Origin of the sequence: Actinomadura sp. 3N508, assembly GCF_044326375.1 — a bacterium.
In the GTDB taxonomy this organism is placed as follows: domain Bacteria; phylum Actinomycetota; class Actinomycetes; order Streptosporangiales; family Streptosporangiaceae; genus Spirillospora.
Window position 1 is genome coordinate 311,981 of the sequence record NZ_JBIRAX010000006.1, and the last position, 25,661, is coordinate 337,641.

Annotated in this window: 26 protein-coding genes; 16 read left to right on the top strand and 10 right to left on the bottom strand. The window is 74.4% G+C overall.

Annotation, left to right across the window (positions count from 1 at the left end):
* Positions 1–19 precede the first annotated feature (19 nt).
* Entirely contained in the window at positions 20–1,471 is a 1,452-nt protein-coding gene (locus tag ACH34S_RS23175; RefSeq protein WP_395955081.1) for a lactate utilization protein B, read from the top strand.
* Positions 1,468–2,136 (top strand): lactate utilization protein C, encoded by a 669-nt coding sequence (locus ACH34S_RS23180; protein WP_395954847.1) that lies wholly within the window; start codon positions 1,468–1,470, stop codon positions 2,134–2,136. The genes ACH34S_RS23175 and ACH34S_RS23180 overlap by 4 nt, the downstream gene beginning before the upstream one ends.
* 6 nt (positions 2,137–2,142) lie before the next feature.
* Here ACH34S_RS23180 and ACH34S_RS23185 read toward each other — a convergent pair whose 3' ends face one another.
* On the bottom strand, positions 2,143–2,718 hold the full coding sequence (locus ACH34S_RS23185) for a TetR/AcrR family transcriptional regulator (protein WP_395954848.1): 576 nt from the start codon (positions 2,716–2,718) through the stop codon (positions 2,143–2,145).
* A gap of 117 nt (positions 2,719–2,835) precedes the next feature.
* On the opposite strand from ACH34S_RS23185, the gene ACH34S_RS23190 reads away from it, so the two are divergent.
* The 3 genes from ACH34S_RS23190 (at position 2,836) to ACH34S_RS23200 (ending at position 4,617) form a co-directional block, all read left to right on the top strand.
* On the top strand, positions 2,836–3,252 hold the full coding sequence (locus tag ACH34S_RS23190; RefSeq protein ID WP_395954849.1) for a plectin: 417 nt from the start codon (positions 2,836–2,838) through the stop codon (positions 3,250–3,252).
* A gap of 240 nt (positions 3,253–3,492) precedes the next feature.
* Positions 3,493–4,167, top strand: a complete 675-nt coding sequence (locus tag ACH34S_RS23195; protein WP_395954850.1) for a maleylpyruvate isomerase N-terminal domain-containing protein — start codon at positions 3,493–3,495, stop codon at positions 4,165–4,167.
* A 201-nt stretch (positions 4,168–4,368) separates the two neighbouring features.
* Positions 4,369–4,617, top strand: a complete 249-nt coding sequence (locus ACH34S_RS23200) for a hypothetical protein (RefSeq protein WP_395954851.1) — start codon at positions 4,369–4,371, stop codon at positions 4,615–4,617.
* 44 nt (positions 4,618–4,661) lie between these two features.
* Here the strand turns inward: ACH34S_RS23200 and ACH34S_RS23205 are convergent, their stop codons facing one another.
* Positions 4,662–5,162 carry an NUDIX domain-containing protein gene (locus tag ACH34S_RS23205; RefSeq protein WP_395954852.1) on the bottom strand — a complete coding sequence of 167 codons (501 nt, stop codon included), beginning with the start codon at positions 5,160–5,162 and terminating at the stop codon, positions 4,662–4,664.
* A 343-nt stretch (positions 5,163–5,505) separates the two neighbouring features.
* Here ACH34S_RS23205 and ACH34S_RS23210 point away from each other — a divergent pair, with 343 nt between their 5' ends.
* Positions 5,506–6,387 carry a uroporphyrinogen-III synthase gene (locus ACH34S_RS23210; RefSeq protein ID WP_395954854.1) on the top strand — a complete coding sequence of 294 codons (882 nt, stop codon included), beginning with the start codon at positions 5,506–5,508 and terminating at the stop codon, positions 6,385–6,387.
* On the opposite strand, the gene ACH34S_RS23215 is transcribed toward ACH34S_RS23210, so the two are convergent.
* Positions 6,362–6,898: a MarR family winged helix-turn-helix transcriptional regulator gene (locus ACH34S_RS23215; RefSeq protein ID WP_395954855.1), complete on the bottom strand. Its 537-nt coding sequence runs from the start codon at positions 6,896–6,898 to the stop codon at positions 6,362–6,364. The two genes, ACH34S_RS23210 and ACH34S_RS23215, sit on opposite strands and share 26 nt — an antisense overlap.
* Before the next feature lie 115 nt (positions 6,899–7,013).
* Between ACH34S_RS23215 and ACH34S_RS23220 the strand changes: the two genes are divergently transcribed.
* From ACH34S_RS23220 to ACH34S_RS23230, 3 genes are all read left to right on the top strand, one after another.
* Positions 7,014–7,997, top strand: a complete 984-nt coding sequence (locus tag ACH34S_RS23220; RefSeq protein ID WP_395954856.1) for an ATP-binding cassette domain-containing protein — start codon at positions 7,014–7,016, stop codon at positions 7,995–7,997.
* A 2-nt stretch (positions 7,998–7,999) separates the two neighbouring features.
* On the top strand, positions 8,000–8,896 hold the full coding sequence (locus tag ACH34S_RS23225) for an ABC transporter permease (RefSeq protein WP_395954857.1): 897 nt from the start codon (positions 8,000–8,002) through the stop codon (positions 8,894–8,896).
* Positions 8,897–8,988: 92 nt separating this feature from the next.
* A complete protein-coding gene (locus ACH34S_RS23230; RefSeq protein ID WP_395954858.1) occupies positions 8,989–10,200 on the top strand; it encodes an esterase-like activity of phytase family protein in 1,212 nt (403 codons plus the stop codon).
* Positions 10,201–10,275: 75 nt separating this feature from the next.
* On the opposite strand, the gene ACH34S_RS23235 is transcribed toward ACH34S_RS23230, so the two are convergent.
* From ACH34S_RS23235 to ACH34S_RS23245, 3 genes are all read right to left on the bottom strand, one after another.
* A complete protein-coding gene (locus tag ACH34S_RS23235; protein ID WP_395954859.1) occupies positions 10,276–11,667 on the bottom strand; it encodes an RNA polymerase sigma factor in 1,392 nt (463 codons plus the stop codon).
* A gap of 250 nt (positions 11,668–11,917) precedes the next feature.
* Positions 11,918–12,928 (bottom strand): cation diffusion facilitator family transporter, encoded by a 1,011-nt coding sequence (locus ACH34S_RS23240; protein ID WP_395954860.1) that lies wholly within the window; start codon positions 12,926–12,928, stop codon positions 11,918–11,920.
* A gap of 72 nt (positions 12,929–13,000) precedes the next feature.
* On the bottom strand, positions 13,001–14,173 hold the full coding sequence (locus ACH34S_RS23245) for an AMP-binding protein (protein ID WP_395954861.1): 1,173 nt from the start codon (positions 14,171–14,173) through the stop codon (positions 13,001–13,003).
* A 112-nt stretch (positions 14,174–14,285) separates the two neighbouring features.
* On the opposite strand from ACH34S_RS23245, the gene ACH34S_RS23250 reads away from it, so the two are divergent.
* The 5 genes from ACH34S_RS23250 to ACH34S_RS23270 all read left to right on the top strand — a co-directional run bounded on the left by ACH34S_RS23250 (position 14,286) and on the right by ACH34S_RS23270 (position 20,057).
* Positions 14,286–15,185: a 1,4-dihydroxy-2-naphthoyl-CoA synthase gene (locus tag ACH34S_RS23250; protein WP_395954862.1), complete on the top strand. Its 900-nt coding sequence runs from the start codon at positions 14,286–14,288 to the stop codon at positions 15,183–15,185.
* Positions 15,186–15,271: 86 nt separating this feature from the next.
* Complete coding sequence (locus ACH34S_RS23255) at positions 15,272–16,210, top strand: o-succinylbenzoate synthase (protein WP_395954863.1); 939 nt, start codon at positions 15,272–15,274, stop codon at positions 16,208–16,210.
* Positions 16,207–17,874: a 2-succinyl-5-enolpyruvyl-6-hydroxy-3-cyclohexene-1-carboxylic-acid synthase gene (menD, locus tag ACH34S_RS23260; RefSeq protein ID WP_395954864.1), complete on the top strand. Its 1,668-nt coding sequence runs from the start codon at positions 16,207–16,209 to the stop codon at positions 17,872–17,874. The genes ACH34S_RS23255 and menD overlap by 4 nt, the downstream gene beginning before the upstream one ends.
* A gap of 278 nt (positions 17,875–18,152) precedes the next feature.
* Positions 18,153–19,211, top strand: coding sequence for a fatty acid desaturase family protein (locus ACH34S_RS23265; protein WP_395954865.1), 1,059 nt, complete (start codon positions 18,153–18,155; stop codon positions 19,209–19,211).
* A 30-nt stretch (positions 19,212–19,241) separates the two neighbouring features.
* Positions 19,242–20,057, top strand: a complete 816-nt coding sequence (locus ACH34S_RS23270; RefSeq protein WP_395954866.1) for an Fpg/Nei family DNA glycosylase — start codon at positions 19,242–19,244, stop codon at positions 20,055–20,057.
* A 12-nt stretch (positions 20,058–20,069) separates the two neighbouring features.
* Here the strand turns inward: ACH34S_RS23270 and ACH34S_RS23275 are convergent, their stop codons facing one another.
* The 3 genes from ACH34S_RS23275 to ACH34S_RS23285 form a co-directional block, all read right to left on the bottom strand.
* The gene (locus ACH34S_RS23275) at positions 20,070–21,326 is read right to left on the bottom strand and encodes an isochorismate synthase MenF (protein ID WP_395954867.1); all 1,257 of its coding nucleotides are present in this window, start codon (positions 21,324–21,326) and stop codon (positions 20,070–20,072) included.
* A 184-nt stretch (positions 21,327–21,510) separates the two neighbouring features.
* A complete protein-coding gene (locus ACH34S_RS23280; RefSeq protein WP_395954868.1) occupies positions 21,511–22,134 on the bottom strand; it encodes a biotin transporter BioY in 624 nt (207 codons plus the stop codon).
* Between the two features lie 71 nt (positions 22,135–22,205).
* Positions 22,206–22,943 carry a spermidine synthase gene (locus ACH34S_RS23285; RefSeq protein ID WP_395954869.1) on the bottom strand — a complete coding sequence of 246 codons (738 nt, stop codon included), beginning with the start codon at positions 22,941–22,943 and terminating at the stop codon, positions 22,206–22,208.
* A 92-nt stretch (positions 22,944–23,035) separates the two neighbouring features.
* Here ACH34S_RS23285 and ACH34S_RS23290 point away from each other — a divergent pair, with 92 nt between their 5' ends.
* A complete protein-coding gene (locus ACH34S_RS23290; protein WP_395954870.1) occupies positions 23,036–23,572 on the top strand; it encodes a GNAT family N-acetyltransferase in 537 nt (178 codons plus the stop codon).
* Positions 23,573–23,651: 79 nt separating this feature from the next.
* Complete coding sequence (locus ACH34S_RS23295) at positions 23,652–24,638, top strand: S1C family serine protease (RefSeq protein WP_395954871.1); 987 nt, start codon at positions 23,652–23,654, stop codon at positions 24,636–24,638.
* Positions 24,639–24,679: 41 nt separating this feature from the next.
* Here ACH34S_RS23295 and ACH34S_RS23300 read toward each other — a convergent pair whose 3' ends face one another.
* Positions 24,680–25,645 (bottom strand): GlxA family transcriptional regulator, encoded by a 966-nt coding sequence (locus ACH34S_RS23300; protein ID WP_395954872.1) that lies wholly within the window; start codon positions 25,643–25,645, stop codon positions 24,680–24,682.
* Positions 25,646–25,661 lie beyond the last annotated feature (16 nt).

Sequence of the window (25,661 nt, forward strand, 5' to 3'; positions counted from 1 at the left end):
GACGCCGTCCTCCGCGGGGATGAGGCCGCCGCCCGGCACGAACGGGCCCGTCCCGCTGCCGATGCCGAAGTTCGCCGCCGCCGCGCGGTCCGCGCTGGCCGATACCGGCCTGCGCCGTAACCTCCGCGGCGGGATCGCGGCGGCCAGGGAGCGGGAGGCCGCCGCGGCCGCCGAGCTGCCCGGCTGGGACGACCTGCGCGAGGCGGGGCGCGCGATCAGGGACGCCACCCTCCTCAACCTCGACACCCACCTGGAGGAGCTGGAGCGGGCCGTCACCGAGGCGGGCGGCACCGTGCACTGGGCGGCGGACGGCGCCGAGGCGTGCGAGATCGTCACCGCGCTGGTGCGGGAGGCCGGCGCGGACGAGGTCGTCAAGGCGTCGTCGGCGACGACCCGGGAGATCGGCCTGACCGGCGCGCTGGCCCGCGCCGGGATCACCGCCCGCGAGACCGCCCTCGCCGACCTGGCCGTCCAGCTCGGCGACGACGAGCCGTCCCACCTGCTGTCGCCCGCGCTGCACCGCGACCGTGCAGAGATCAGGGAGCTGTTCCGGCGGACGATGCCGTCCGCCGGGCCCGACCTGACCGACGACCCCGCAGAGCTCGCCGCCGCCGTCCGCACGCATCTCCGTGAGCGGTTCCTGGGCGCCCGCGTCGCCGTGACCGGCGCGAACTTCCTGGTCGCCGAGACCGGGACGCTCGTGGTGCTGGAGTCGGAGGGCAACGCGCGGATGTGCCTCACCCTCCCCGACACGCTGATCAGCGTCGCGGGCATCGACAAGGTCGTCCCGACCTGGGCGGACATGGAGGTGTTCCTCCAGCTCCTGCCGCGTTCGTCGTCCGGTGACCGGATGACCCCGTATGTCGCGACGTCGACGGGCGTGACGGCGGGCGACGGGCCGCGCGCGTTCCATCTCGTCCTGCTCGACAACGGCCGCACCCGTGCCCTCGCCGACGAGGTCGGGCGCACCGCGCTGCGCTGCATCCGCTGCTCGGCCTGCATGAACGTGTGCCCCGTCTACGAGCGCGCCGGCGGCCGGGCCTACGGGCCGGTCTATCCGGGGCCGATCGGCGCGATCCTGACGCCGCAGCTGCGGGGCGTCGACAGCGCCGCCGACGCGTCGCTGCCGTACGCCTCGACGCTCTGCGGCGCGTGCGCCGACGTCTGCCCCGTGAAGATCGACATCCCGGAGGTGCTGGTGCACCTGCGCGGCGCGGTGGTGGAGTCGCGGCGGCGGCGGCCCGTCCCGCCGCCGGAGCTGATGCTGATGCGCGGCCTGGCGTGGACGATGGGCGACCCGCGCCGCTACGAGACCGCGCTGCGGCGCGGCACCCGCTGGGCGCGGCTGCTGTCGCGCGGCGGCCGGATCCGCCGCCTGCCCGGCCTGCTCGGCAAGTGGACCGAGGCCCGCGACCTGCCCGCGCCCCCGGCGGAGAGCTTCCGCGCCTGGTGGACGCGGAGGCGGCCATGACGGCGTCCGGCGAGGTTCCGGGCGGAGGTTCGCGGGCGGAGGTGCTGCGGCGGGTGCGGGAGGCGCTCGGCGGGGCCCGCGGCACGCGCCCGCCGGTCCCGCGCCGCTACGCGCGCCGCCTGACCGACGACGAGGCCCGGAACAGGGCCGACGTGCTGGCGCTGTTCACCGAGCGGGTCGCCGACAACCGGGCGTCGGTGCGGCACGTCAGCGCCGACGAGCTGGGCACCGCCGTCGCGGCGGCGCTGTGGGGGCGGGAGGTCAAGCAGATCGTCGTCCCCGCCGACCTGCCGTTCGGCTGGCTCGCGGAGCTGGACGGCGTCCGGGCGCTGGCCGACACCCCGGCCGTCGACGTCGACACCCTCGCCGCCGCCGACGGCGTCGTCACCGGCTGCGCGGCGGCGATCGCGCAGACCGGCACCGTCGTGCTGGACGGGGGCCGCGCGCAGGGCCGGCGGGCGCTCACCGCCGTCCCCGGCTACCACCTGTGCGTGGTGCACGCCGACCAGATCGTCGGGACGGTCCCCGAGGCGGTGGAGCGGCTCGATCCGGCGCGCCCGCTGATGTGGATCAGCGGGCCGTCCGCCACCCACGGCATCGAGATGGTCCGCGTGGAGGGCGTGCACGGCCCGCTCCACCTGGAGGTCCTCGTCGTCGAGGACTGAGGCCGGTCAGCGCACGCCGCTGATGATCAGGTCGAGCCCGGCGGTGAAGCGCGCGTCCCAGTCGACCGCGCGGTCGGCGCCGTCCTCGTTCGTGCCGCGGACCTCCAGCGAGGCGTGGCCGATGACGTAGCCGAGCAGGGTGTGCGCGGCGACCGCGGCCACGTCCTCGGCGACGCCGCCGCGCCGGAGCACCTCCCGCAGCGACGCGACCGTGGTGGTGAGCGCGGCCGGGTTGCGGCGGGTGACGACGAGGGGGAGGACGCCCGCGTGCGTCAGCAGCCGCGCCCGGTAGCCGGCGGCCCAGGCGCGCAGGGCGCCGCGCCAGTCCCCGTGCGAGGCGGCGGACTCGGTGTCGGCGGGCGCGGACGCGACGTGCGTGACGAGGCCGTCCAGCAGCTGCTCCTTGCCGCGGGGGAGGTGGTGGTAGATCGCCATCGCCTCGACCTCCAGCGCGTCGCCGAGGCGGCGCATGGTGAGCCGGGCGAGGCCCTGCCCGTCGACGATCCGCAGGGCCGACTCGATGATCCGCTCGGTGGACAGCGGCGCGCGGTGCTGGGCGTTGATGCTCGGTTGGCGAACCATGCCTCGACCTTACTACGTAAAGGGCGGGAGCGGGGTGTCCGCCGTCACGACACGCCGGGGGCCCGCGTACGCTTTCCTCGACCGGACCACCCAGAACCGCCGATAGGAGTGACCACCATGCCGCTGGGCCGCCGGGTGAGCAAGGACGTCGCTGAGCCGTACGAGGCCGACCAGCGGCTCGCCGCCGAGTACGAGGACCGGCTCGCGGCGGCCGGCGAGGCGGAGCGGGCGCTGCGGGACGCGCAGGGCGCGGACACGCCCGGGGCGGAGCTGCGCGCGCTGACGGTCGCGTTCGACCGGGCGATGACGGACGTGCTCGCCGCCGCCGAGGCGTCCGAGCGGGTCGCGATGGGCCCGCAGGTGTACTCGGTGGAGACCCAGGACGCGAAGACCCGCCGGGCCGCGGAGATCGCCTACCGCAAGGCCAAGGCGCGCGCGGACGTGCGCCCGTGGACCGACGAGGTCGACCGGCTCCGCACCGCCCGGGAGGCGCACCGGCTCAGCTTCCGGACGCACCCGACCCTGGCCGTCTGAGCGGGACGCCCGGGACACGTCCGGGGCGCATCCGGGCAGGGCGCGGCATGTGGGGCCGACGTGTGACGACACAGCGCCGCCGGGTGGCACCGGCCACCGAACTTTGAGAGTCTGCCCTCTCGGGGGAACGCCGGGGGGCGCCCGCGCCGGACGCCGCAGGCCGCGGCGGGCGCGCGGCGGCGCCGCGGCGGAGAGGGCACGCTGCGCAGGCACCGTGCCCTGGACGCGGGGGGAAGTCACGTGGAGCGCACGCCGCCGGACCGGGGTCGCGTACTGGAGTCCTACCAGGACGGGGTGACGGCGATCCGGGAGCTGGCGGAGACGGCCGGCGACTGGGACGTCCCGACGCCCTGCGCGGACTGGCGGCTGATCGATCTCGCTGGCCATCTGCGGTGCGTCGCGGAGAACTTCCTGGAGTACCTCCAGGACGCGCCCGACAGCCGCCTGGCGACGCTGTTCGCGCAGGACGCGGCGTCCGCGGTGCTGATCAGGCAGCAGGCGCGGCAGAACGCGGCGGAGCTGGCGGTGCTGCCGCCCGAGCCGGGGCCGGAGCGGATCATGGCGTTCGGGGTGTCGGCGGGCGCGTACGCCGACCTGATGCCCGACATGTGGGACCGGACGCATCTGATCTACAAGGGCACCAAGTACACGGTCGGTGACCACGCGGGCGCGGCCTGTGTGGAGTGGCATCTGCACGCCTGGGACATGGCCCGCGCGGTGGGGACGGGCTACCGTCCGCGCGACCCGGATCTGCTGGTGTCCGCGTGGCACTGGGGCGTGCCGCACCTTCCGCTGTCGTCGGGGGACGCGTGGGAGTCGGTGCTGCGCTCCTCGGGCCGCTCGCCGAACTGGCCGGACCCCGATGAGGGGCCGGGGCGGGCGCCCGACGCGCGCAGAAGGCGCAAGAGGCGATGAACGCGGAGCACGCGACGCTCGCTGGAGCCGTCCGGGGCGGCCGGGACGGTGGGGCGGCGCGTTTCGCGGCTGCGTGAGCGGTCATACGGCACGGAGGCTCCGCCGTTCAGCGCGCCCGCCGGCTGTGCGGCGCGGGGTAGACCCGGGACCGTCCGGGTAGGCAGTGATCTGCGGCGCGGCGGGGGAACGGAGACAGGACCGATGGCGACCTGCGAGGTCTGCGGCAACGACTACGACATGACGTTCGAGGTCCACGCGCAGGGCGAGGTGCACACGTTCGACTCGTTCGAGTGCGCGATCAGCAAGATGGCGCCGGTCTGCGAGCACTGCCAGTGCCGCATCATGGGCCACGGCGTGGACGTTGACGGGCACTGGTACTGCTGCGCGCACTGCGCCCGCGCGGTCGACCCGGAACGGGGACGGCAGGTCAGGGACGCCGTGCCGGCCTAGCCGCAGGGGCCCTAGTCGCAGGGCCTGCTCAACGCGGGGCCCGCCTAGCCCGTGGTCAGGCCGGGGCCGAACGGCTGCACCTGGCCGTCCTCCAGGTAGACGGCGCGGCCCTCGGCCATGGCGCGCAGGCTGGGGTCCATCCTGCGCGACACGTGCGGCGGCGCCAGCTCGGGGATCTTCTCCGGGGCGACGAGGATGTGGTCGGACAGCTCGTCCGGCGGCAGCCGGATCGCGGCGATCTCCTCGCCGGTGATGGTGCCGCCGAACACGAACACGTTGACGGCGTCGACGCCGTCGGCGCGCGGGGAGCCCCAGTCGACGCAGGCGAGGCCGTTCAGGCGGGGGACGAGGCCGAGCTCCTCCGAGCATTCGCGCACGCATGCCGCCAGGGGGGACTCGTCGGCCTCGATGACCCCGCCGGGCAGGTACCAGCCCTCGCTGTAGGTGGGCTTGACCAGCAGGACCCGCCCGAGGTCGTCCAGGAGCAGGGCCGCCGCGGCGCCGCGGGAGCGCGGCAGTGAGGCGTAGTAAGCAAGGTCGGGCATGTACCGAGGTTAGGCGCGATCATCGCCGTGTGATCCGGGGCCCCGGGCGGCCGGGGCCGCATCCGTCCGGAAGATCGCCGGGGAGCCGCGAATCCGTTCGGAGATCGGGTAAAAGGCGACGAAAGGGCCATGATGGGGGCCGACAACGCTTGACCCGCGAATGTCAAGGTCACCGGCCCCAGGCACCGGCGCGGTACGGCTGACCTCGGCGAACGCGCGACCTGGAAGGCACCCGAACGTGAGCGGCTTTTAACACGGCGGTGACAGGCGGGACCCGCCCGCGAAACGCCCCCGGCGAAGGATCGGAGCATCGACCCGTACCCGCCAGGGAGGTTGCCGCCCGATGAGCACCGCCAGTGACAGGCACACCGTCAGTGACCGGAACGCGGCGCCGGGGGAGGGGCCGGTGGCCGAGCCGCTGGCCGGCTTCGCCGTCGGGGTGACCGCGGCCCGCCGCCACGAGGAGCTCGCGGCGCTGCTGGAGCGGCGCGGGGCCCGGGTCGTGCTCGCGCCCGCGGTCCGTCTCGCGCCGCTCGCCGGCGACGCGGGGCTCCTGGCGGCCACCCGCGCGTTCGCCGCCGGTTCGCGGGCCGCGGATCCGACGCCGCTGCGCCGGCTCGTCGGGCAGGCCGTCGCGGGCACGGTGGACGCGATCACGTTCACCAGCGCGCCCGCGGTCGCCGAGACGCTCGCCGTCGCCGCCGCGGACGGGCTGGACGAGCCGCTCCTGGACGCCCTGCGCGACCGGGTGGTGGCGGCGTGCGTCGGGCCCGTCACCGCGCGGGTGCTCACGGCCCGGGGCGTCCCGACCGTCCAGCCGGAGCGGGCGCGGCTCGGGGCGCTGGTGCGGGCGCTGGTCACGGGCCTGCCGGCGCGGCGGTCGCGGTGGCTGTCGGTGCGCGGGTGCGCGCTGGAGCTGCGCGGGCACGCCGTCGTCCTGGACGGACTGCTCCGGCCGATCGCGCCCGCGCCGATGGCGGTCCTCCAGGCGCTCGCGCGGCGGCCGGGGCACGTGGTGTCGCGGGCGGAGCTGTGCGGCGTCCTGCCGAGCCGGTTCGCCGCCGCGGGGGAGGCGCGGCCGCGGGCCGACGAGCACGCGGTGGAGATGGCGGTGGCGCGGCTGCGGCGCGGCCTCGGCCGTCCCGGGATCGTCGAGACGGTCGTCAAGCGCGGCTACCGGCTCGCGTGCGACCCGCGGCTCACCGCTGGTCCCTCGACCGGATGACGGGCTTCGGCGCCGGTTCCGGCGCCGCTGCCGCCGTAGCGTCCTGATCCGGCGGGCGGGACGAGGGGCGGGCGAACCGGTGGTCGTGGTGGGCGAGGACGCGCAGCATCAGGTCCTTGAGCAGGCGGAGCTCGTCGGGGGACAGCGGCTCGAACAGCGTCTCGTCGAGGCGGGCGCGGTCGGCCAGGCCCGCGCCGAGGGCGAGCCGGCCGTCCTCGGTGGCCTCCAGCGCGTACCGGCGGCGGTCGCCGGGGTCGCGGCGGCGCCGGACGCTGCCGGCCTCCTCCAGCGCGTCCACGACGCCGACCAGGTCGCCGGGGTCCATCCGGACGTGCGCGGCGACCTCGCGCTGCGACAGCGGCCCGAGGCGCGCCACGCAGTCCAGCACCAGCAGGTGCGCCAGCCGCAGCTGGCCGGGGCACACGCGCGCGGAGGTGCGCCGCGCGAGCCGTATCAGCTCGAACGTCAGGTAGCCGGGCGACTCGTGCAGCGGGCCGGGCGGGTCCTCCACGTCCCCCTCCCCAGGGTTCGCTGAGCGCGTACCAAATCTCTCTTGACGTGAGAGATAGGGTATTCCTACCGTTGGACGGTCCACAACATGGCCGCGCCGGAGCGGAGGAGGCCCGATGCCCGACGTGGGACCCGCGGTCGAGGTCGACGGACTGGTCAAGCGGTTCGGCGACGTGGAGGCCGTGCGGGAGATCGCCTTCACCGTCCGCGCGGGGGAGATCTTCGGGTTCCTCGGCCCGAACGGCGCCGGCAAGTCCACCACGATCAACATGCTGTGCACGCTGCTGAAACCCAGCGGCGGGCGGGCCCGCGTCGCCGGGCACGACGTGGTGTCCGAGCGCGACGGCGTCCGCCGCAACATCGGCCTCGTCTTCCAGGACCCGACGCTCGACGGCTACCTGTCCGGCGAGCAGAACCTGCGCTTCCACGCCGAGCTGTACGGGGTGCCGCGGTCGGTCGCGGGCGAGCGCATGCGGCAGGTGCTGGAGATGGTCGGGCTGTGGGAGCGGCGCCGCGACCTGGTGCAGACCTACTCCGGCGGGATGAAGCGCCGCCTGGAGATCGCGCGCGGCCTGCTGCACTCGCCGCGGGTGCTGTTCCTGGACGAGCCGACCGTCGGCCTCGACCCGCAGACCCGCGCGTCCATCTGGGACTACATCCGCCGGCTCAAGGACGCCGAAGAGATCACCATCTTCATGACCACCCACTACATGGACGAGGCCGAGTTCTGCGACCGCATCGCGATCATGGACTCGGGGCGGATCGTGGCGCTGGACACCCCCGAGGCGCTGAAGGCGGGCGTCGGCAAGGACCGGGTCCGCATCCAGACCGCCGACGACGAGGCCGCGATCGCCGCGCTCAAGGAGCGGTTCGGCCTGGACGCGGTCGTGTCGGAGGGCGCGGTCGCGTTCCCGGTCGCGTCCGGCGAGGCGTTCGTGCCGCGGCTGTTCGCGGAGCTCGGCGTCCCGATCCGGTCGGTGAGCGTGTCGCGGCCGTCGCTGGACGATGTGTTCATGTCGTTCACCGGCTCGACGATCCGCGACGCCGAGGCCGGGGCGAGCGACCGCCTGCGGATGACCATGCGCGCGATGAGGAGATGACGATGGCGACCCCCACCGCCGGCGGGACGGGCCGTCCGGTCGCCGACGTCGTGCGCGTCCGGGTGCCGGAGCCGGGCCTGCGGCAGGACGCGCGCGCCGTGAAGATCGTCCTGCACCGGGAGCTGATCCGGTTCTGGCGCGACAAGCCGCGGATACTGTCCAGCCTCGCCCAGCCGGTGCTGTGGCTGCTGGTCATGGGCACCGGCCTGTCGAACCTGATGGTCGCGGGCGGCGGGCCGCGCGGCGACGTCGACCTGAAGACGTTCGTCTTCCCGGGCGTGTGCGCGATGTCGGTGGTGTTCACCGCGATGTTCTCCGCCGGGTCGATCGTGTGGGACCGCGAGTTCGGGTTCCTGCGCGAGATGCTCGTCGCCCCGGTCAGCCGCAGCGCCATCGTCATCGGCAAGTGCGTCGGCGGTGCGGTCGTGGCGACCTTGCAGGGCGCGGTGATGGTGTCGCTCGCGGGCCTGGCCGGCGTCCCCTACGACCCGGCGCTGCTGGCCGAGCTGCTGGGCCTGCTGTTCCTGTGCGCGTTCACGCTCACGGCCTTCGGTGTCGTGATGGCCGCGCGGATCAAGCAGATGCAGTCGTTCTTCGGGCTCATGCAGATGGCCGTCATGCCGATGATCTTCCTGTCGGGCGCGCTGTACCCGCTGAACGGGCTGCCCACGTGGCTGACCGTCCTCACCCGCTTCAACCCGCTCACCTACGCCGTCGACCCGCTGCGCCAGGCGGTCTTCTCCCGGCTCGACCTGTCGCCCGCGCTGCAGCGGACGTTCAACCCCGGCGTGACGTGGAACGGCTGGGCCGTCCCGGTGTGGCTGGAGATCGTGCTCGTGGCCGCCATGGGCTTCGCGCTGATGGGCGTGGCGATCCTGGAATTCCGCCACGCCGACTGACGGATCGCTGCCATTTCATCACCCAACGTGATATTGAATACGAGTGCGTTACGCACGGAAATGACTCGTATCCGAAGGGTGATGGTAGCCAGGTGAACGGGCAGCGGAAGATGTGGCGCGGGATCGCGGCAGGCGCGGCGGTCCTCGCGGTGACGGCGGGCATGGCGGCCCCCGTGCGCGGTGCGGCGGACGCGGCGAGTGCCGGGCGGGCGAGCGCAGAGCAGGCGGACGCGCGGGCCGGGCTGCGGATCACGCGGTTCCTGGGCGAGCGGCGCCTCCCGCACAAGATGACGGTCGAGGGCACCACATTCGGGGGCGTGTCGGGCATCGACCGCGATCCCCGCACCGGCACCTGGTACCTGATCTCCGACGACCGGTGGCGCTACGACCCGGCCCGCTTCTACACCGGCCGCCTGGACATCGACCCGTCCACCGGCGCGTTCACCGGCGCGGAGATCACCGGCGTCACCACCCTCACGCGGCGGGACGGCAGCCCCTACCCGGGCTTCGGCAAGCCGGAGTCCGCGGACCCGGAGGCGATCCGCTACGACCCGGCCCGCCGCCAGGTGCTGTGGGGCAACGAGGGCGACCGCCCGGACGAGACGCACGAGGGCATTCCGGTGTCGGACCTGTCCGTCCGGTGGGCGGGGCGGAACGGCCGCCACGAGGGCGACGTGCCCCTTCCGGCGAACCTGAAGCAGACCGACACGCACAGCGGGCCGCGCCGCAACTTCGGGATCGAGGCCCTGACCTTCACGCCGCGCGGGATCGCCGCGATGGTCGAGGGCCCGCGCTACGAGGACGGGGAACCGCCGACCGTCGAGCGCGGCGCCCCCGCCAGGCTCACCCTGTGGAGCCGTGCCGGGCGGGTCCGCGCCCAGTACGCCTACCCCATCGACAGGCTCCCGGCGAGGCCGGTGCCGCCGGACGGCGCGACCGACAGCGGCGTCTCGGAGATCCTCGCGCTCGACGGCCACCGGTTCCTGGCGCTGGAGCGGTCCTGGCTCCAGGGCGTCGGGTACAAGGTCCGGCTCTACGAGTTCGACACCCGCGGCGCGACCGACGTGCTCGACCGCGACGGCCTCGCCACGGGCGGGCCGTACCGGACGGTCACCAAGCGGCTCGTCGCCGATCTCGGCCGCTACGCCGCGCCCGTCCAGAACCTGGAGGCGATGGGCTGGGGGCCGCGGCTGAGGTCGGGGGAGTGCACGCTGGTGGTGGGCTCCGACGACAACTTCAGCGAGGAGGAGGTCACCCAGTTCCTGGCGTTCACCGTCAGCGGCTGCCCGCGGGAACTGCGGTAGGCCACGCGCGAAAGGGCCCGCCTGACCGGTCACGGCCGGTCGGGCGGGCCCTTCGACGTGCGCGGGACGCGCGTGTCAGACGGCGAAGTCGAGCAGCGGGCGCGCGTTGCTGGGGTGCCGCAGCTTCGACAGCGACTCCTTCTCCAGCTGCCGGATCCGCTCGCGGGTCAGCCCGAGCGCCTTGCCGATCTCGTCGAGGGTGCGGGGCGTCCCGTCGTACAGCCCGAACCGCATCGCCATGATCTTCGCCTCGCGCGGGGACAGGATGTCCAGCGTGCGGCGCAGCTGGTCGGCCATGAGCTGCCGGTCGACGAGCTCGGAGGCCTCGGGGCTGTCGGTGTCCTCGATGAGGTCGCCGATGCGGGTCTCGCCGTCCTCGCCGATGGTGGAGTCGAGGCTGATCGGCTGCCGGCTGGTGCGCAGCAGCTCGCGGACCTGCTCGGGGCTCTTGTCGAGCTCGACGGCCAGCTCCTCCGGGGTGGGCTCGCGGCCGAGCCGCTGGTGCATGTCCCGCTCGATGCGGCTGAGCTTGCTCAGCAGCTCCAGGACGTGCACGGGCAGCCGGATGGTGCGGGCCGAGTCGGCGAAGCCGCGCTGGATCGCCTGCCGGATCCACCACATCGCGTAGGTGGAGAACTTGTAGCCCTTGGAGTAGTCGAACTTCTCCACGGCGCGGATCAGGCCGAGGTTGCCCTCCTGGACGACGTCCAGCAGCGACAGGCCGCGGTCGGAGTACTTCTTGGCGACCGACACCACCAGCCGCAGGTTGGCCTCCAGCATGTGGGCCTTGGCGCGGCGGCCGTCGGCGGCGACCCATTCCAGGTCGGCGCGCAGGGCGGGGGAGAGGTCGTCGCTCTCCAGCTTGTGCTCGGCGTACAGGCCGGCCTCGATGCGCTTGGCGAGGTCGACCTCCTGCTCGGCGGTGAGCAGCTGGCGGCGCCCGATGGCCTTGAGGTAGGTGTGGACGGAGTCGCCCATCGCGGTGGTCTGGTCGTCCAGGTCGGCGGCGCTGTCGGCGTCGGCGGCCTCGACCTCGGTGACCTCGAAGCCCTCCTCGTCGGGGGCGTCCCCGGCGGCGGGACCCTTCGCGGCGTCCTTGGCCGTGTTCCCGGTGCCGTTCTTCGCCGCCGTGCGGGCGGGCTTGGCGGCGGTCTTGCGGGAGGCGCGCTTTGCGGGGGCGGGGCCGGTGGCCGTGCCGGGGGTCGCCTGGGCGGTGTCGCCGCCGTCGTGGTCGGCCGCCGCGGCCATCTTGCGGACCGTGTCGGACTCGCCGGCCAGGCTGATGCCGGACTCGGACAGCTCGCGCAGGATGGAGCGGCCCTGGGCCGGGCTGATGCCCGCCGCCTCGAAGGCTCCCCTGACTTCGTCGAGCGAGAGGCGCCCTTGGGCGCGGCCACGCTTCAGGAGGTCGTCGAGCGCGGGGCTCGGCGACTCCGTGAGCGGGGTCTCTACGGCGCTTCGCGGCATGGGGACACCCCCCTCCCTTCGGTGGTGTGGGCGCGGCGCGGATTGTGTTCGCTGGTGGCGCACGCACTTAACGGAACGTCGCACGGCGGGGTTCTTGTTCCCGACGCTCCGGGATCGGCGGTCCGCGGCGGACCGTGGAGGAGCGATCCAGATGGTCGTGGTGCCCGGAGCAGGCCGTTTCACACGGCACCTCCCGAACACCCCTTACCTTACTGCGTAAAGGGCGGGGGCGGTGACAATTCACAGTAGATCATTCGGGTTCCGGGCGTCTGGGCCGCAGCGTCCGGCCGTACCGCGCGATGACGCGGTCGCGCAGCTCCGGATCGTCGCGGGGGACCGGTTCGAGGAAGACCTCGTCGATCTCCTCGTGCGCCTCGCGCAGGTCGCGCGCCATGCGGACGCAGGCGCGTTCGACGTCGCCGGCGGTGAGGGCGTCGCGGAAGTCCAGCCGGGCGCAGACCAGGACGCGGTCGGTGCCGAAGGTGACGGTGACGATGTCGACGAGCCAGTCGATCTCGGGTGCGGCGCCGAGGCGGGCGTGGACGTCGGCGACGATCCGCGGGTCGGCCTGCGTGCCGGTCAGCAGGTTGAGGTTGATCCGGCCGAGGACGAGCGCGACGGCGGTGAGCAGCACGCCGATGAGGAGGGAGCCGGCGCCGTCCCAGGCCGCGGAGCCGGTCAGATGGTGCAGCCCGAGGCCGCCGAACGCGATGATCAGGCCGATGAGGGCCGCGGAATCCTCCAGCAGGACGCTGATCGAGGTGGGCTCGTCGGTCCGGCGGATGTAGGCGCGCAGCGGGAGGTCGGCGGCGCGGGCGGCGGCGCGGACCTGCCGGACGGCCTGCTGCCACGAGATCGCCTCCAGGACGAACGCGACCGCGAGCACGGCGTAGCCGACCAGCGTGCCCGCCTCGGCGTCCTCGCGGTGCCCGGCGAGCGTCTGGATGCCCTGGTAGAAGGCGAACAGCGCGCCCATCCCGAAGATCGCGACGGCGACGAGCAGCGTCCAGATGTAGCGCTCCTTGCCGTAGCCGAGGGGGTGGCGGCGGTCGGCGGGCCGGCCGCTGCGGCGCAGCCCGACCATCAGCAGCACCTCGTTGAAGGTGTCGGCGACCGAGTGCGCGGCCTCGGCGGCCATCGACGCCGACCCGGTGAGCAGCGCCGCGACGATCTTGGCGACGGCGATGCCGAGGTTGGCGGCGAACGCGAGCGCGACGGTGAGCACGCTCTCGTCGCCCGTCCCGTTCCGCTGAGCCCCCATGGCCGTCCTGTCCCCGGCTGATCACCGGTCATGCGGCGGGGCGGCGGCCCGCGCTCAGGAGGCGGGCCGCGCTCAGGAGGCGGCGGGGGTGCGCAGGCGGGCGCGGTCGGGCTTGCCGGACGCCAGCAGCGGGATGGCGTCCACGAGCTCCAGCTCGTGCGGCGCCGCGTAGGCGGGCATCGTCTCGCGGACGAAGGCGCGCAGCTCCCGCAGCCCGGGCCCGCCGGACGGGCCGGGCACCACGACGGCGGTGACGCGCTCGCCCCATTCGGGGTCGGGGCGGCCGACCACGACCACGTCGCGGATCTTCGGGTGGCGGGCCAGCGCGGCGGCGACCTCGCCCGCGACGACCTTCTCCCCGCCGGTGTTGATCACGTCGTCGAGCCGGCCGCGGACGCGGAGCCGGCCGCCGGCCATGGCGCCGAGGTCCTGGGTGACGAACCAGTCGCCGTCCCTGACCTCGGCGGTCTGCTCGGGCCGCAGCCGGTAGCCGGTGAACAGGGACGGCCCGGCGAGGCGGATCCGGCCGCCGTCGCCGAGCGCGACGCGCATGCCGGGCAGCGGCGTCCCGTCGTAGACGCAGCCGCCGGACGTCTCGCTCATGCCGTAGGTGGTGAACACGCGGGCGCCGCAGGCGCGGGCCTCGTCGAGCAGGCCGGGCGAGGCGGCCGCGCCGCCGAGGACGATCGCGCCGAGCCGGGACAGGTCGGCTCCGGCGTCCAGGAGGCGGCGCAGCTGCGTCGGGACGAGCGAGACGTGCGGACGTTCCGCGGCGGCGGCGGTGACGGCCGCGGTGCCGAACCGCGGGAGGATGATCGGGTCGGTGCCGGCGACGAGGGCGCGGACGAGGACCTGGACGCCGGAGATGTGGCTGGTGGGCAGGCAGCACAGCCACCGGTCGCCGGGCGCGGCGCCGATGCGGGCGAGGGTGCCGGCGGCGGAGTGGCGCAGCGCGGCGGCGGACAGCTCGACGAACTTGGGCGTTCCGGTGGAGCCGGACGTGGCGATCAGCACGGCGGTGCCGGCCTCGACGGGGGCGTGTCCGCCGTGGGGGCGGTAGGGGGCGAGGCCGGCGGGGGTGCGGATCGCGTCCGGGGCGAGGGCGTCGAGGAGGTCGCGGAGCGCGGGCTCGGGCAGGGCGGGGGAGAGGGGGCAGATCGCGGGGCCGCCGTCGAGCGCGTCGGCCAGGGCCCGGAACAGGGCCGGGCCGGGCGGGAGAACAGCGGCGTGCAGCGGGCGATCCATGATCTGATCAGGGTAGACGACCCCGCTGAACGCGTTCAAACCCGGGGGCGGTTGAATGGGGACCGGAAGCGGCGCGTCCCCCCGCGCGCGGTCCCCCGACGGAGAGGAAGACATGGTCTCGGAGCTGTTCGACGCGGACGCGTGGAAAGAGGTCGAGGGGTTCGGCTTCACCGACATCACCTACCACCGTGCGGTGGACCACGGGACGGTCCGGGTGGCGTTCGACAGGCCCGAGGTGCGCAACGCGTTCCGCCCGCACACGGTCGACGAGCTGTACCGGGCGCTGGACCACGCGCGGATGTCCAGCGACATCGGGTGCGTGCTGCTGACGGGCAACGGCCCGTCCCCGCGCGATGGCGGGTGGGCGTTCTGCTCCGGCGGCGACCAGCGGATCCGGGGGAGGGACGGCTACAGGTACGCCGAGGGTGAGACCTCCGACACGATCGACCCGGCGCGGGCGGGGCGGCTGCACATCCTGGAGGTGCAGCGGCTGATCCGGTTCATGGGCAAGGTCGTGATCTGCGTGGTGCCGGGCTGGGCGGCGGGTGGCGGGCACAGCCTGCACGTGGTGTGCGATCTCACCCTGGCGAGCCGGGAGCACGCGCGGTTCAAGCAGACCGACGCGGACGTGGCGAGCTTCGACGGCGGGTTCGGGTCGGCGTATCTGGCGCGGCAGGTCGGGCAGAAGTTCGCGCGCGAGATCTTCTTCCTGGGCGACACCTACGACGCGGAGGCGGCGCACCGGATGGGGATGGTGAACGCGGTCGTCCCGCACGCGGAGCTTGAGGCGACGGCGCTGGAGTGGGCGCGGAAGGTCAACGGGAAGAGCCCGACGGCGCAGCGGATGCTGAAGTACGCGTTCAACCTGGTTGACGACGGGCTCGTCGGGCAGCAGGTGTTCGCGGGCGAGGCGACGCGGCTGGCCTACGGCACCGACGAGGCCGCCGAGGGGCGGGACTCGTTCCTGGAGAAGCGCGACCCGGATTGGTCGCGTTTCCCGTGGTACTACTAATGGTCGAACGCGCACGGTGTGGTCAGGAATACGGTGATTGGGCGGGCAGTCAGGGGGTTCGTCGGGTGCGGGTGTACTCCATCCCGATGCGGACGCGGTTCCGCGGTGTGACGCGCCGGGAGGGCGTCCTGGTGCGGGGGCCCGCCGGGTGGGGGGAGTTCTCGCCGTTCGCCGAGTACGGTCCCGCCGAGTGCGCGCGGTGGCTGGCGGCGGCGCGGGAGGCCGCGTTCGAGGGCTGGCCGGCGCCGGTCCGCGACCGGGTGCCGGTGAACGTGACGATCCCGGCGGTCGGGCCGCGGCGGGCGTTCGACATGACGAAGGACTCCGGCTGCCGCACCGCGAAGGTGAAGGTTGCCGAGCGCGGCCAGACCGATCGCGACGATCTGGCGCGGGTGGAGGCCGTCCGCGCGGCGCTCGGCCCGGACGGCCGGGTCCGCATCGATGTGAACGGGGCGTGGGACGTCGACCACGCCGTCCGGATGATCCGGTCGCTGGACCGGTGGGAGCTGGAGTACGCCGAGCAGCCGTGCGCGACCCTGGAGGAGCTGGCGCTGGTACGGCGGCGGGTGGACGTGCCGATCGCGGCGGACGAGTCGATCCGCCGCGCCGACGATCCGCTGAAGGTCCGGGCGGTGGAGGCGGCGGACATCGCGGTGCTGAAGGTGCAGCCGCTGGGCGGTGTGGCGGCGGCGCTGCGGGTCGCGGAGGCGTGCGGGCTGCCGGTGGTGGTGTCCAGCGCGGTGGAGACGTCGGTGGGGCTGGCGGCGGGGGTGGCGCTGGCGGCGGCGCTGCCTGAGCTGCCGTTCGCGTGCGGGCTGGGGACGCTGTCGCTGCTGGAGGGCGATGTCGTCGAGGACCCGCTGTGGCCGGTGGAGGGGGAGATCCCGGTCCGGCGGCCGGTGGTGGACGAGGCGGCGCTGGCCCGCTGGGAGGCGCCGCCGGGTGAGATGGACGGGTGGCGCGAGCGGGCCGCGGGCGCGCAGGCCCATCTGGGCGGGCCCGAGGTGATCGAGGCGGCGCCGTGAACCCGGCGACCGCGCTGGCGACGGTCCTGGTGGACGAGCTGCTGCGGTGCGGGATGACCGACGCGGTGCTGGCGCCGGGGTCGCGGTCGGCGCCGCTGGCGCTGGCGCTGCAGGCCGCCGAGGACGCGGCGCGGATCCGGTTGCACGTGCGGATCGACGAGCGGTCGGCGTCGTTCCTCGGGCTCGGGCTGGCGAAGCGGTCGGGGCGCCCGGTGGCGCTGGTGTGCACGTCGGGGACGGCGGCGGCGAACTTCCATCCGGCGGTGATCGAGGCGCACGAGTCGGGGGTGCCGCTGATCGTGCTCACCGCGGACCGTCCGCCGGAGCTGCGCGACACCGGCGCGAACCAGACGATCGACCAGGTGAAGCTGTACGGGACGGCGGCGCGGTGGAGCGCCGAGATCGGCGTGCCGGAGAACCGTCCGGGGATGGTGGCGTACTGGCGGTCGCTGGTGAGCCGCGCGTGGGGCCTGGCGCAGGCGCCGGTCCCGGGCCCGGTGCACCTGAACGCGGCGTTCCGGGAGCCGCTGATCCCCGACGGCGACGAGTCGTGGTGCGAGCCGCTGGACGGTGACGTCACCGGCGCGTGGACGAAGGTGCGGGCGGCGACGCCGGGGTCGGTGCTGCACGTCCCGCCGACCCGCCGGGGCGTGCTGGTGGTGGGGGACGGCGCGGTCAACGTCAAGCGGTACGTGGCGGCGGCGTCGATGGCCGGCTGGCCCGTGCTGGCCGAGCCGAACGGCAACGGCCGCTACGGCGACCATGCGCTGTCGTCGCATCATTTCCTGCTGGGCGTGCCGGAGTTCGTGGAGCGGCACCGCCCGGAGGTGGTGGTGACGCTGGGCAAGCCGGGGCTGTCGCGGCCGCTGCTGTCGCTGCTGCGCCGCGCGGAGGAGCACATCGTGCTGGCGCCGGACCTGGCGCACTGGCCCGACCCGGTCCGGTCGGCGACGCAGGTCGCGCCGGAGGTGGAGATCCCGGTGGTGTCGGGCGACGACGCGTGGCTGAAGTCGTGGCGGACCGCCGACCTGGCCGCCGCGGCGGCCGTCGACGAGGTCCTGGACGCGATGCCGGAGGTGAGCGAGCCGCGGCTGGCCCGTGACCTGGTCGCGGGGCTGCCGGGCGGGTCGCTGCTGTTCACGGCCGCGAGCATGCCGATCCGGGACCTGGACCAGGTGATGCGCCCGCGCCGCGGTATCCGGATCATGGCGAACCGGGGCGCGAGCGGGATCGACGGCCTGGTCTCGACGGCGATCGGCGCGGCGCTGGCGCACAGCGGCCGCTCGTTCGCGCTGCTCGGCGACCTGGCGTTCCTGCACGACCAGAACGGCCTGATCATCGGGCCGCGGGACCGGCGCCCCGACCTGACGATCGTGGTGGTGAACAACCGGGGCGGCGGGATCTTCTCGCTGCTGCCGCAGGCGGCGCTGCCGGGCCCGTTCGAGCGGGTCTTCGGCACCCCGCACCAGGTCGACCTGGAGGCGGTCGCGGCGGCGCACGGCGTCCCGCACCGGGTGCTGGACACGCCGGGCGACCTGCCGAAGGCGATGGCGGGGGAGGGGCTGCGGATCGTGGAGGCCCGCACCGACCGCAACGCCAACGCGGTGCTGCACGCGGAGATGCGCAAGGCCGCCCACGCCGCCGTCCGCACCACCCTGACCTGACCTCCGGCGCCGCCCCTGCCCCGGGCGATGTTTCACCCTTCAACTTACAATGTAAAGGCAGTGGGCGTGACGTATACCTCCATCCACAACACCAAAAGTCACAGCTAGCTAGCAGCAAGACACGCGGTGGTGGTCCTGGGGAGCGGGTGGGTGATGCGGTGACCGGGACCTGGGAGCCAGATCGGGGATGGCTCCGTAGCGGGTTACTGCCCTGGTATCACGCTCCGTAGCCTCTCGGGGGAGTTGTCCGATTCTCCCTTCCATCCGATGGAGGCTTCATGGCCGTGACCTTGCCCGCTCCGCCCGTTCCGTCCAGCCCGGCCGTTCCCCGGGCGGAGGAGCCCGCCCGGGGCGGGAGCGACTTCACGCCGCTGGCACGGCGCGTGCGCGCCAGCGGGCTGCTGGAGCGCCGTCCCGGCTACTACGCGAGGGTCATCGGGCTGAACCTGGCCGCGACGGCCGCGGTGTGGGCGGCGGTCGCGTGGGCGGGGGACAGCTGGTGGACGGTCCTGCTCGGCGTCCCGCTCGCGGTGATCGCGGTCCGGACGGCGTTCCTGGGGCACGACGCGGGGCACCGGCAGATCGCCCGGACGGCGCGGGGGAACCGGCTGCTGGGGCTGCTGCTCGGCAACCTGCTGCTGGGCATGGGCCACGGCTGGTGGAGCGACAAGCACAACCGGCATCACGCCAACCCGAACCACGTCGGGAAGGACCCGGACGTGGGCGAGGGGGTCCTGGCGTGGACGGAGGAGCAGGCCGGCCGGCAGCGTGGTGTGCTGCGGTGGGTGGCGCGGCACCAGGCGTGGCTCTTTTTCCCGCTGCTGACGCTGGAAGGGGTGAACTTGAAGGTCGGGAGCCTGATGTTCCTGCGCGGCAAGTCGCGGCGCGACAAGCTGGTGGAGGGCGGGCTGCTGCTGACCCATGCGGTGGGGTATCTGTCGCTGGCGTTCGCGCTGCTGCCGGTGGGTCAGGCGCTGGCGCTGATCGCGGTGCAGCATGCGGTGTTCGGTGTGCATCTGGGGGCGGTGTTCGCGCCGAACCACAAGGGCATGGCGATGCCGGAGCCGGGGGAGCGGTGGGATCATCTGCGACGGCAGGTGCTGACGTCCCGGAACGTGCGGGGCGGTCCGGTGACGGACTGGGCGTTCGGCGGGCTGAACTACCAGATCGAGCACCATCTGTTCCCGAGCGTTCCGCGGTGCAATCTGCGGCGGGTCCGGCCGCTGGTGCGCGCGCACTGCGCGGAGGTGGGCGTTTCGTACGCGGAGACTGGGATGGTGGGGTCGTACCGGCTGGCGCTGCGGCACATGCGTGAGGTGGCGGAGCCGCTGCGGTAGGGCGGGGTGGCGGGGCTATGCTCCGGGAGCATGCCCGAGGGTCACACGATTCATCGTCTGGCCGCCGAACATCAGCTGATGTTCGGCGGCCGTCCCGTGTCGGCGTCGAGCCCGCAGGGGCGTTTCGCCGGTGGTGCGGCGGTTCTGGACGGCCGGGTGCTGGCGGACGCGGACGCGCATGGCAAGCATCTGCTGCTGGGGTTTGGTGATGACCGGGTGTTGCACGTCCACCTGGGGATTTACGGCAAGTACATGTTCGGGACGGGGCCCGCTCCGGTGCCGGTGGGTGTGGTGCGGTTGCGGCTGGAGGGTGCGGGCGGGTACGCGGATCTGCGCGGGCCGAACACGTGTGAGGTGCTGGAGCCGGGTGAGGTGAAGCTGCTGCGTGACCGGCTGGGGCCTGATCCGTTGCGGGCGGACGCGGATCCGGAGGTGGCGTGGCGGCGGATCGGGCGGTCGCGGACGCCGGTCGGGGTGCTGCTGATGGATCAGTCGGTGGTGGCGGGGCCGGGGAACATCTACCGGGCGGAGGTGCTGTTCCGGCAGGGGGTGGATCCGCGGTTGCCGGGGCGGCGGCTGGCGCGGGAGCAGTGGGTGGGGATCTGGGCTGATCTGGTGGTGTTGATGGCTGATGGGGTGCGTGCGGGGCGGATCGACACGGTGCGTCCGGAGCACACGCCGGAGGCGATGGGGCGGCCGCCGCGGGTGGACGGGCATGGCGGTGAGGTGTACGTGTACCGGCGTGCGGGGCAGCCGTGCCTGGTGTGCGGGACGGCGGTGGCGGCGGGGGAGCTGGCGGGGCGGAACCTGTTCTGGTGCCCGGGCTGCCAGCCGCCCGCCGGATAGCGGGAGGGCGGTTCAGGCGGGTTCGGTGGCGTCCTGGCCTTGGAGGGCGTCGCGCATGACGCGGAATTTGGTGCGCGCTTCGGCGAGTTCGGCGTCGGGGTCGGAGTCGGCGACGATGCCGCAGCCGGCGAAGAGGCGGGCGCGGGTGCCGTCGAGTTCGGCGCAGCGCAGGGCGATGCCCCATTCGCCGTCGCCGCGGGCGTCGACCCAGCCGACGGGGCCGGCGTAGCGGCCGCGGTCCATGCCCTCGAGTTCGCGGATGAGGTCGAGGGCGGTGTCGGTGGGGGTGCCGCAGACGGCGGGGGTGGGGTGCAGGGCGGCGAGGACGTCGAGGACGGAGCGGTCGGCGGCCAGGCGGCCGCGGACGGGTGAGGCGAGGTGGGTGAGGTTGGGGAGGGTGAGGAGTTCGGGCTGGTCGGGGACGGTGAGTTCGGCGCAGAGGGGGGTGAGGGCGTCGCGGACCATGTCGGCGGCGTAGCGGTGTTCTTCGCGGTCTTTGGCGGAGGTGAAGAGGCGGGCGGCGCGGTCGTGGTCGTCGGCGGGGCCGGTGCCGCGGGCGGTGGTGCCGGCGAGGACGAGGGATTCGATGTGGTCGCCGGTGCGGCGGATGAGGAGTTCGGGGGTGGCGCCGACCATGCCGGCGCAGGAGAAGGTGTAGCAGCCGGGGTAGCGGCGGGCGAGGCGGTGGAGGAGGACGCGGGCGTCGATGGGGGTGTCGGCGTGGGCGGTGAGGTCGCGGGCGAGGACGACCTTGCCGAGGTGGCCGTGTTTGATGCGGTCGACGGCGGTGGCGACGGCGTCCTTCCAGGCGTGTTCGGGGAGGGCGCCTGGGGACCATCGGAGGCCGGTGGGGGTGTGGGGCGGGGTGGTGAGGGTGAGGGGGTCGGTGTCGTCGCCGATGGTGGTGAGCCATGCGGTGCCGTCGCGGCGGCCGAGGATGCGGCGGGGGACGATGAGGACCGAGTCGGGGGATTTGGGGTCGAAGCCGAAGGAGCCGAAGGCGACGGGTCCGGTGCCGGGGGCGGTGACGGGGTCGTCGACGGCGGCGGTGCCGAACAGGTCGCGCAGGAGTTGGGCGGCGGTGGTGAAGCGGTCGGGGCCGCCGGGGAGGGGGAGGCGGGCGGCCTCGCCCCAGCCGACGATGCCGTCGCCGTGGCGGATCCAGGCGAGTGCGGTGGGGTGGGGGAGCCGTGCGATGAGGTCGCCCGGGTCGGGGACCGGGACGGTGCGGACGGACAGCCGGTCCGGTGCGGTCACGGCGAGCTTCACGCGACCCACTGTACGACAGATTTGAACCTGTTCAAACGGGCGGGGGCGTGGTGGGTGGTGAGGTGTGCGCCACATTCCGCGCCTGGGGCGGCGGTGTGCCGGTGTGGGGACGATGCCCGTCCGTCCGGGCCCTATGCGGGCAGCGTCGGCGAACCGGACGGACGGGTACGCGTCGGACGGGCCGTCAGCCGCGGTGGCCGTGGTCGCCGTGGTCGCCGTTGCGGTCGCGGCCGGCGCCGGTGAGCTTCCATGCGGCCGGGAGCAGCGCGGCGGCGAGCAGCACCTTCAGCGCGTCGCCGGCGAGGAACGGTGTCATGCCGAGGTCGAGCGCGCGGCCGAGGTCCACGTCCAGGGCCGCCATCAGGTAGGGGACGCCGGCCGCGTACATGATCGTGGTTCCGGCGAGCATGGTCGCGGCGGTCCGCAGCGGGGTGCGGTCGCCGCCGTGCTGGGCGAGCCGTCCGACGACGGCCGCGGCGGCCACGAAGCCGAGGACGTAGCCGAGGGTGGGCACGCCGGTTCCGGAGCCGCCTTCGGTGAACCAGGGCATGCCGGCGAGGCCGGCGGCGAGGTAGAGGAGCATGGCGAGGGCGGCGCGGACGGGGCCGAGCGCGGCGGCGGCGAGCAGCACGGCGAAGGTCTGCCCGGTGACCGGCACGGGGGTGCCGGGCAGCGGGATCGCGATCTGTGCGGCGAGGCCGGTGAAGGCGGCGGCGCCGGCGACGAGCGCGGCGTCGCGGGCGAGGGCGCCGGGCAGCAGGTCGCCCAGGACGGCGGGGCGCCGCCGGGCTGTGTGGGCAGTGGCCACGGATCCTCCCAAACGTGTGGTGTCAGGTCGAAACCTAGCGAACGGGTCGTCCGGGGTGGATCAGCCGGGTCTCAGATGGTGGCCGGTCGGGTGCCTGACGCCTGTCCGCGGGGGTGGCGGGCGAGGTAGATGACGTCGGGTTCGCCGCGGGGGACGGGGACGGTGCGTGCTCGCACGTCGGCGAACCGGTTGCGCAGGAGGGTCTCGAAGGCGGGTGCGGCGTTGGCGCTCCACACCGCGAGGGTGCCGCGCGGGGTGAGGTGCGCGGTGAGCAGGTCCAGTCCGGTGGGGGCGTAGAGGCGGGCGTTGCCGGGGGTGACGGTCCAGTCGGGGCCGTTGTCGATGTCGAGGCAGAGGGCGTCGTACCGCCCATTCGGGCCGGGCGGCGGCGGGGTGGTGAGGACGTCGAGGAGGTCGGCGTTCTGGACGGTGACGCGGGGGTCCTCCAGCGCGCCGCGCGACCAGGGCCGCAGGGCGGTGCGGTGCCAGGCGATCACGGCGGGTTCGCGTTCGACGACGGTGACGTGCGCGACGCCGGGCAGGGTGAGGGCCTCGGCGAGGGAGAACCCGACGCCGAGCCCGCCGATCAGCACCCGCGCGGGCCGCGCGGGCCGGTCGGTGGCGGGCCGGTCGAGGGCGGCGCGGACGAGGAGCCGTTCGGATTCGCCGTTGCGGGTGTCCATGAGGAACACGCCGTTGCTGATGATCTCGTAGTCGGTGCCGGCGCGGCGCAGTACCAGCTCGCCGCCGGCGCCGTCGGCGCGTTCGATCACGACCGGTTCGGCGGCCGTCCCCGGAGCGGCGTCCATGCCCCGCACCCTATGGCGTCGCGCCGCGCGGCGGGCCGGGGGCCGGTGGAATCGGGTGGTGGCGCGGGCCGTGGCGGCTTTACCGTGAGCCTGTGGACGATCATGTGCGGTTGCGGCCGGTGGCCGAGGAGGACCTGCCGTTCGTCGAGCGGCTGCGGACCGACCCGGAGCTGTGCGGGCCGTTCCTGTGGGACGGGTGGAGCGACCCGCGGCGGTTCCGGCGCCGCTGGGAGCAGGACGGCTATCTCGGCGAGGACACCGGGAACCTCATCGTGGACGGTGCGCCGGGCGGGGGCGGGCCGATCGGGCTGGTGTCGTACCGGAAGGTGCGGACCGCGGGTCCGGTGTGGTGCTGGAGCATCGGGATCATGCTGATGCCGGAGGCGCGGGGCCGTGGTGTGGGCACTCGTGCGCAGCGGCTCCTGGTGGACTACCTGTTCGGCTACACCCTCGCGCACCGGATCCAGGCCGAGACCGATGTCGACAATCTCGCGGAGCAGCGTTCGCTGGAGAAGGCGGGTTTCACCCGTGAGGGCGTGATCCGCGGCTATGGGTTCCTCGGTGGCCGCTACCGCGACGAGGTCCTGTACAGCATCCTGCGGGAGGAGGCGTCGCCCGGCGCGTCGTAGCGGGTGGGCGGGCTTGTGCGGGAACACCTCTTCCCCGGGCGGCGTTACCGTGTAACGATGTAATCATCCGGGAGGTGCGATGGTCCCCGACTCCCCCGACGGCACGCGCGGCGGCGCCCACGATGGCGCGCCGCTGGACGCCTACTCCAGTGTCGTGTCCGCCGTCGCCCGCGAGCTGACCCCGCGCGTCGCGGCGCTGCGCGTGCGGCACCGGCGCGGTGAGGGCGCGGGCTCGGCGGTCGCGTTCACCGGCGACGGGTTCCTGCTCACCAACGCCCATGTCGTCGGCGCCGCGACCGGCGGTCAGGTCGCGTTCGCCGACGGCGCGACGGCGCCGTTCACCGTCGTCGGCACCGATCCGCTGTCGGATCTGGCCGTCGTCCGCGCGGACGGGCCCGTCCCCGATCCGGTCACGCTCGGTGACAGCGACGGGCTGGTCGTCGGGCAGCTCGTCGTCGCGGTCGGGAACCCGCTCGGCCTGTCGGGGTCGGTGACCGCGGGGGTGGTGTCGGCGCTGGGCCGGTCGCTGCCGACGTCGCAGCCGTCCCGTACCGGCACGGTGGTCCGGGTCATCGAGGACGTCATCCAGACCGACGCCGCGCTGAACCCGGGCAATTCCGGTGGTGCGCTGGCCGACAGCCGGGGCCGGGTCGTGGGGGTCAACACGGCCGTCGCGGGGTTCGGGCTCGGGCTGGCGGTGCCGATCAACGCGACCACGCGCCGGATCATCGGCGCGCTGATCCGCGACGGGCGGGTCCGCCGCGCGTTCCTGGGGCTGGTGGCGGCGCCCGTGCCGGTCCCGGCGGTGCTGCGGCCGCGGATCGGGCAGGACGAGGCGCTGCGCGTGGTGGAGGTCGTGGCGGGCAGTCCCGCCGACCGGGCCGGGCTGCGCCGCGGTGATCTGGTCCTGACCGCCGGCGGGCGGGCGGTGTCGACGGCGCAGTCGCTGCAGCGGCTGATGTTCGCCGAGGCGATCGGGCGGCCGCTGTCGATCACGGTGCTGCGCAACGGCGCGATGGTCGATGTGATCGCCGCCCCTGTCGAGCTCGACGCCGAGCACGCCTGACCCGTCCGCGCCACGCCCCGGCCGCGGGGGCGGGGGCGGGGTCAGCGGCCGCGGAAGGTGGCGCGGTAGGCGGTGGGCGAGACGCCGGCCGCCTCCTGCAGGTGCTGCCGCAGCGACGCCGCCGTCCCGAACCCGGCGCGGCCGGCGATCCGGTCGACCGGCAGGTCGGTCTCCTCCAGCAGGCGCCGTGCCCGCTCCACCCGTTGCGCGGTCAGCCACGCCTGCGGTGACACACCGGTCTCCTGCCGGAACCGGCGGGTGAAGGTCCGCACGCTCATCGACGCCCGCGCCGCCAGCTCCGCCAGCGTGAGGGGCCGGTCGAGGTGCTGCAGCGCCCATGCCCGCGCCGGGCCGGTCGACGCGGTGCGCGTCTCGGGCACGGGGCGGGCGATGTACTGGGCCTGGCCGCCGTCGCGGTGCGGGGGCACCACGGTGCGGCGGGCGAGGTCGCCGGCGACGGCGGCGCCGTGGTCGCGGCGGATCAGGTGCAGGCACAGGTCGATGCCCGCCGCCTCGCCGGCGGAGGTCAGCACGTCGCCCTCGTCGGCGTACAGGACGGCGGCGTCGACCCGCACGGCGGGGAACATCGCGGCGAGCCGGTCGCATGACAGCCAGTGGGTGGTGGCGCGGCGCCCGTCCAGGAGGCCGGCGGCGGCCAGGACGAACGCGCCCGTGCAGATCGAGGCGATCCGCGCGCCGCGCCGTGCCGCCTCCGCCAGTGCGGCCGGGACGGGGCCGTCGCCGGGGCGGGTCTCGTCGAGGGTGTGGGAGGCGGGCACGATCACGGTGCCGGCGGTGGCGAGCGCGTCGAGCCCATGGGCGACGGTGACCGCGAAGTCCGCGTCGGTGTCGACCTGGCCCGGTCGCACCGCGCACGACACGACCTCGTACAGGGGCGCGCCGGCGGGGGAGCGTGCCTGCCCGAACAGCTGGTGGACCAGGCCGAGCTCCAGCGGCAGGACGCCGTCGCGCACCAGCACCGCCACCCGGTGCCGTTCCACGATCATGGCCCGATTCTTGCAC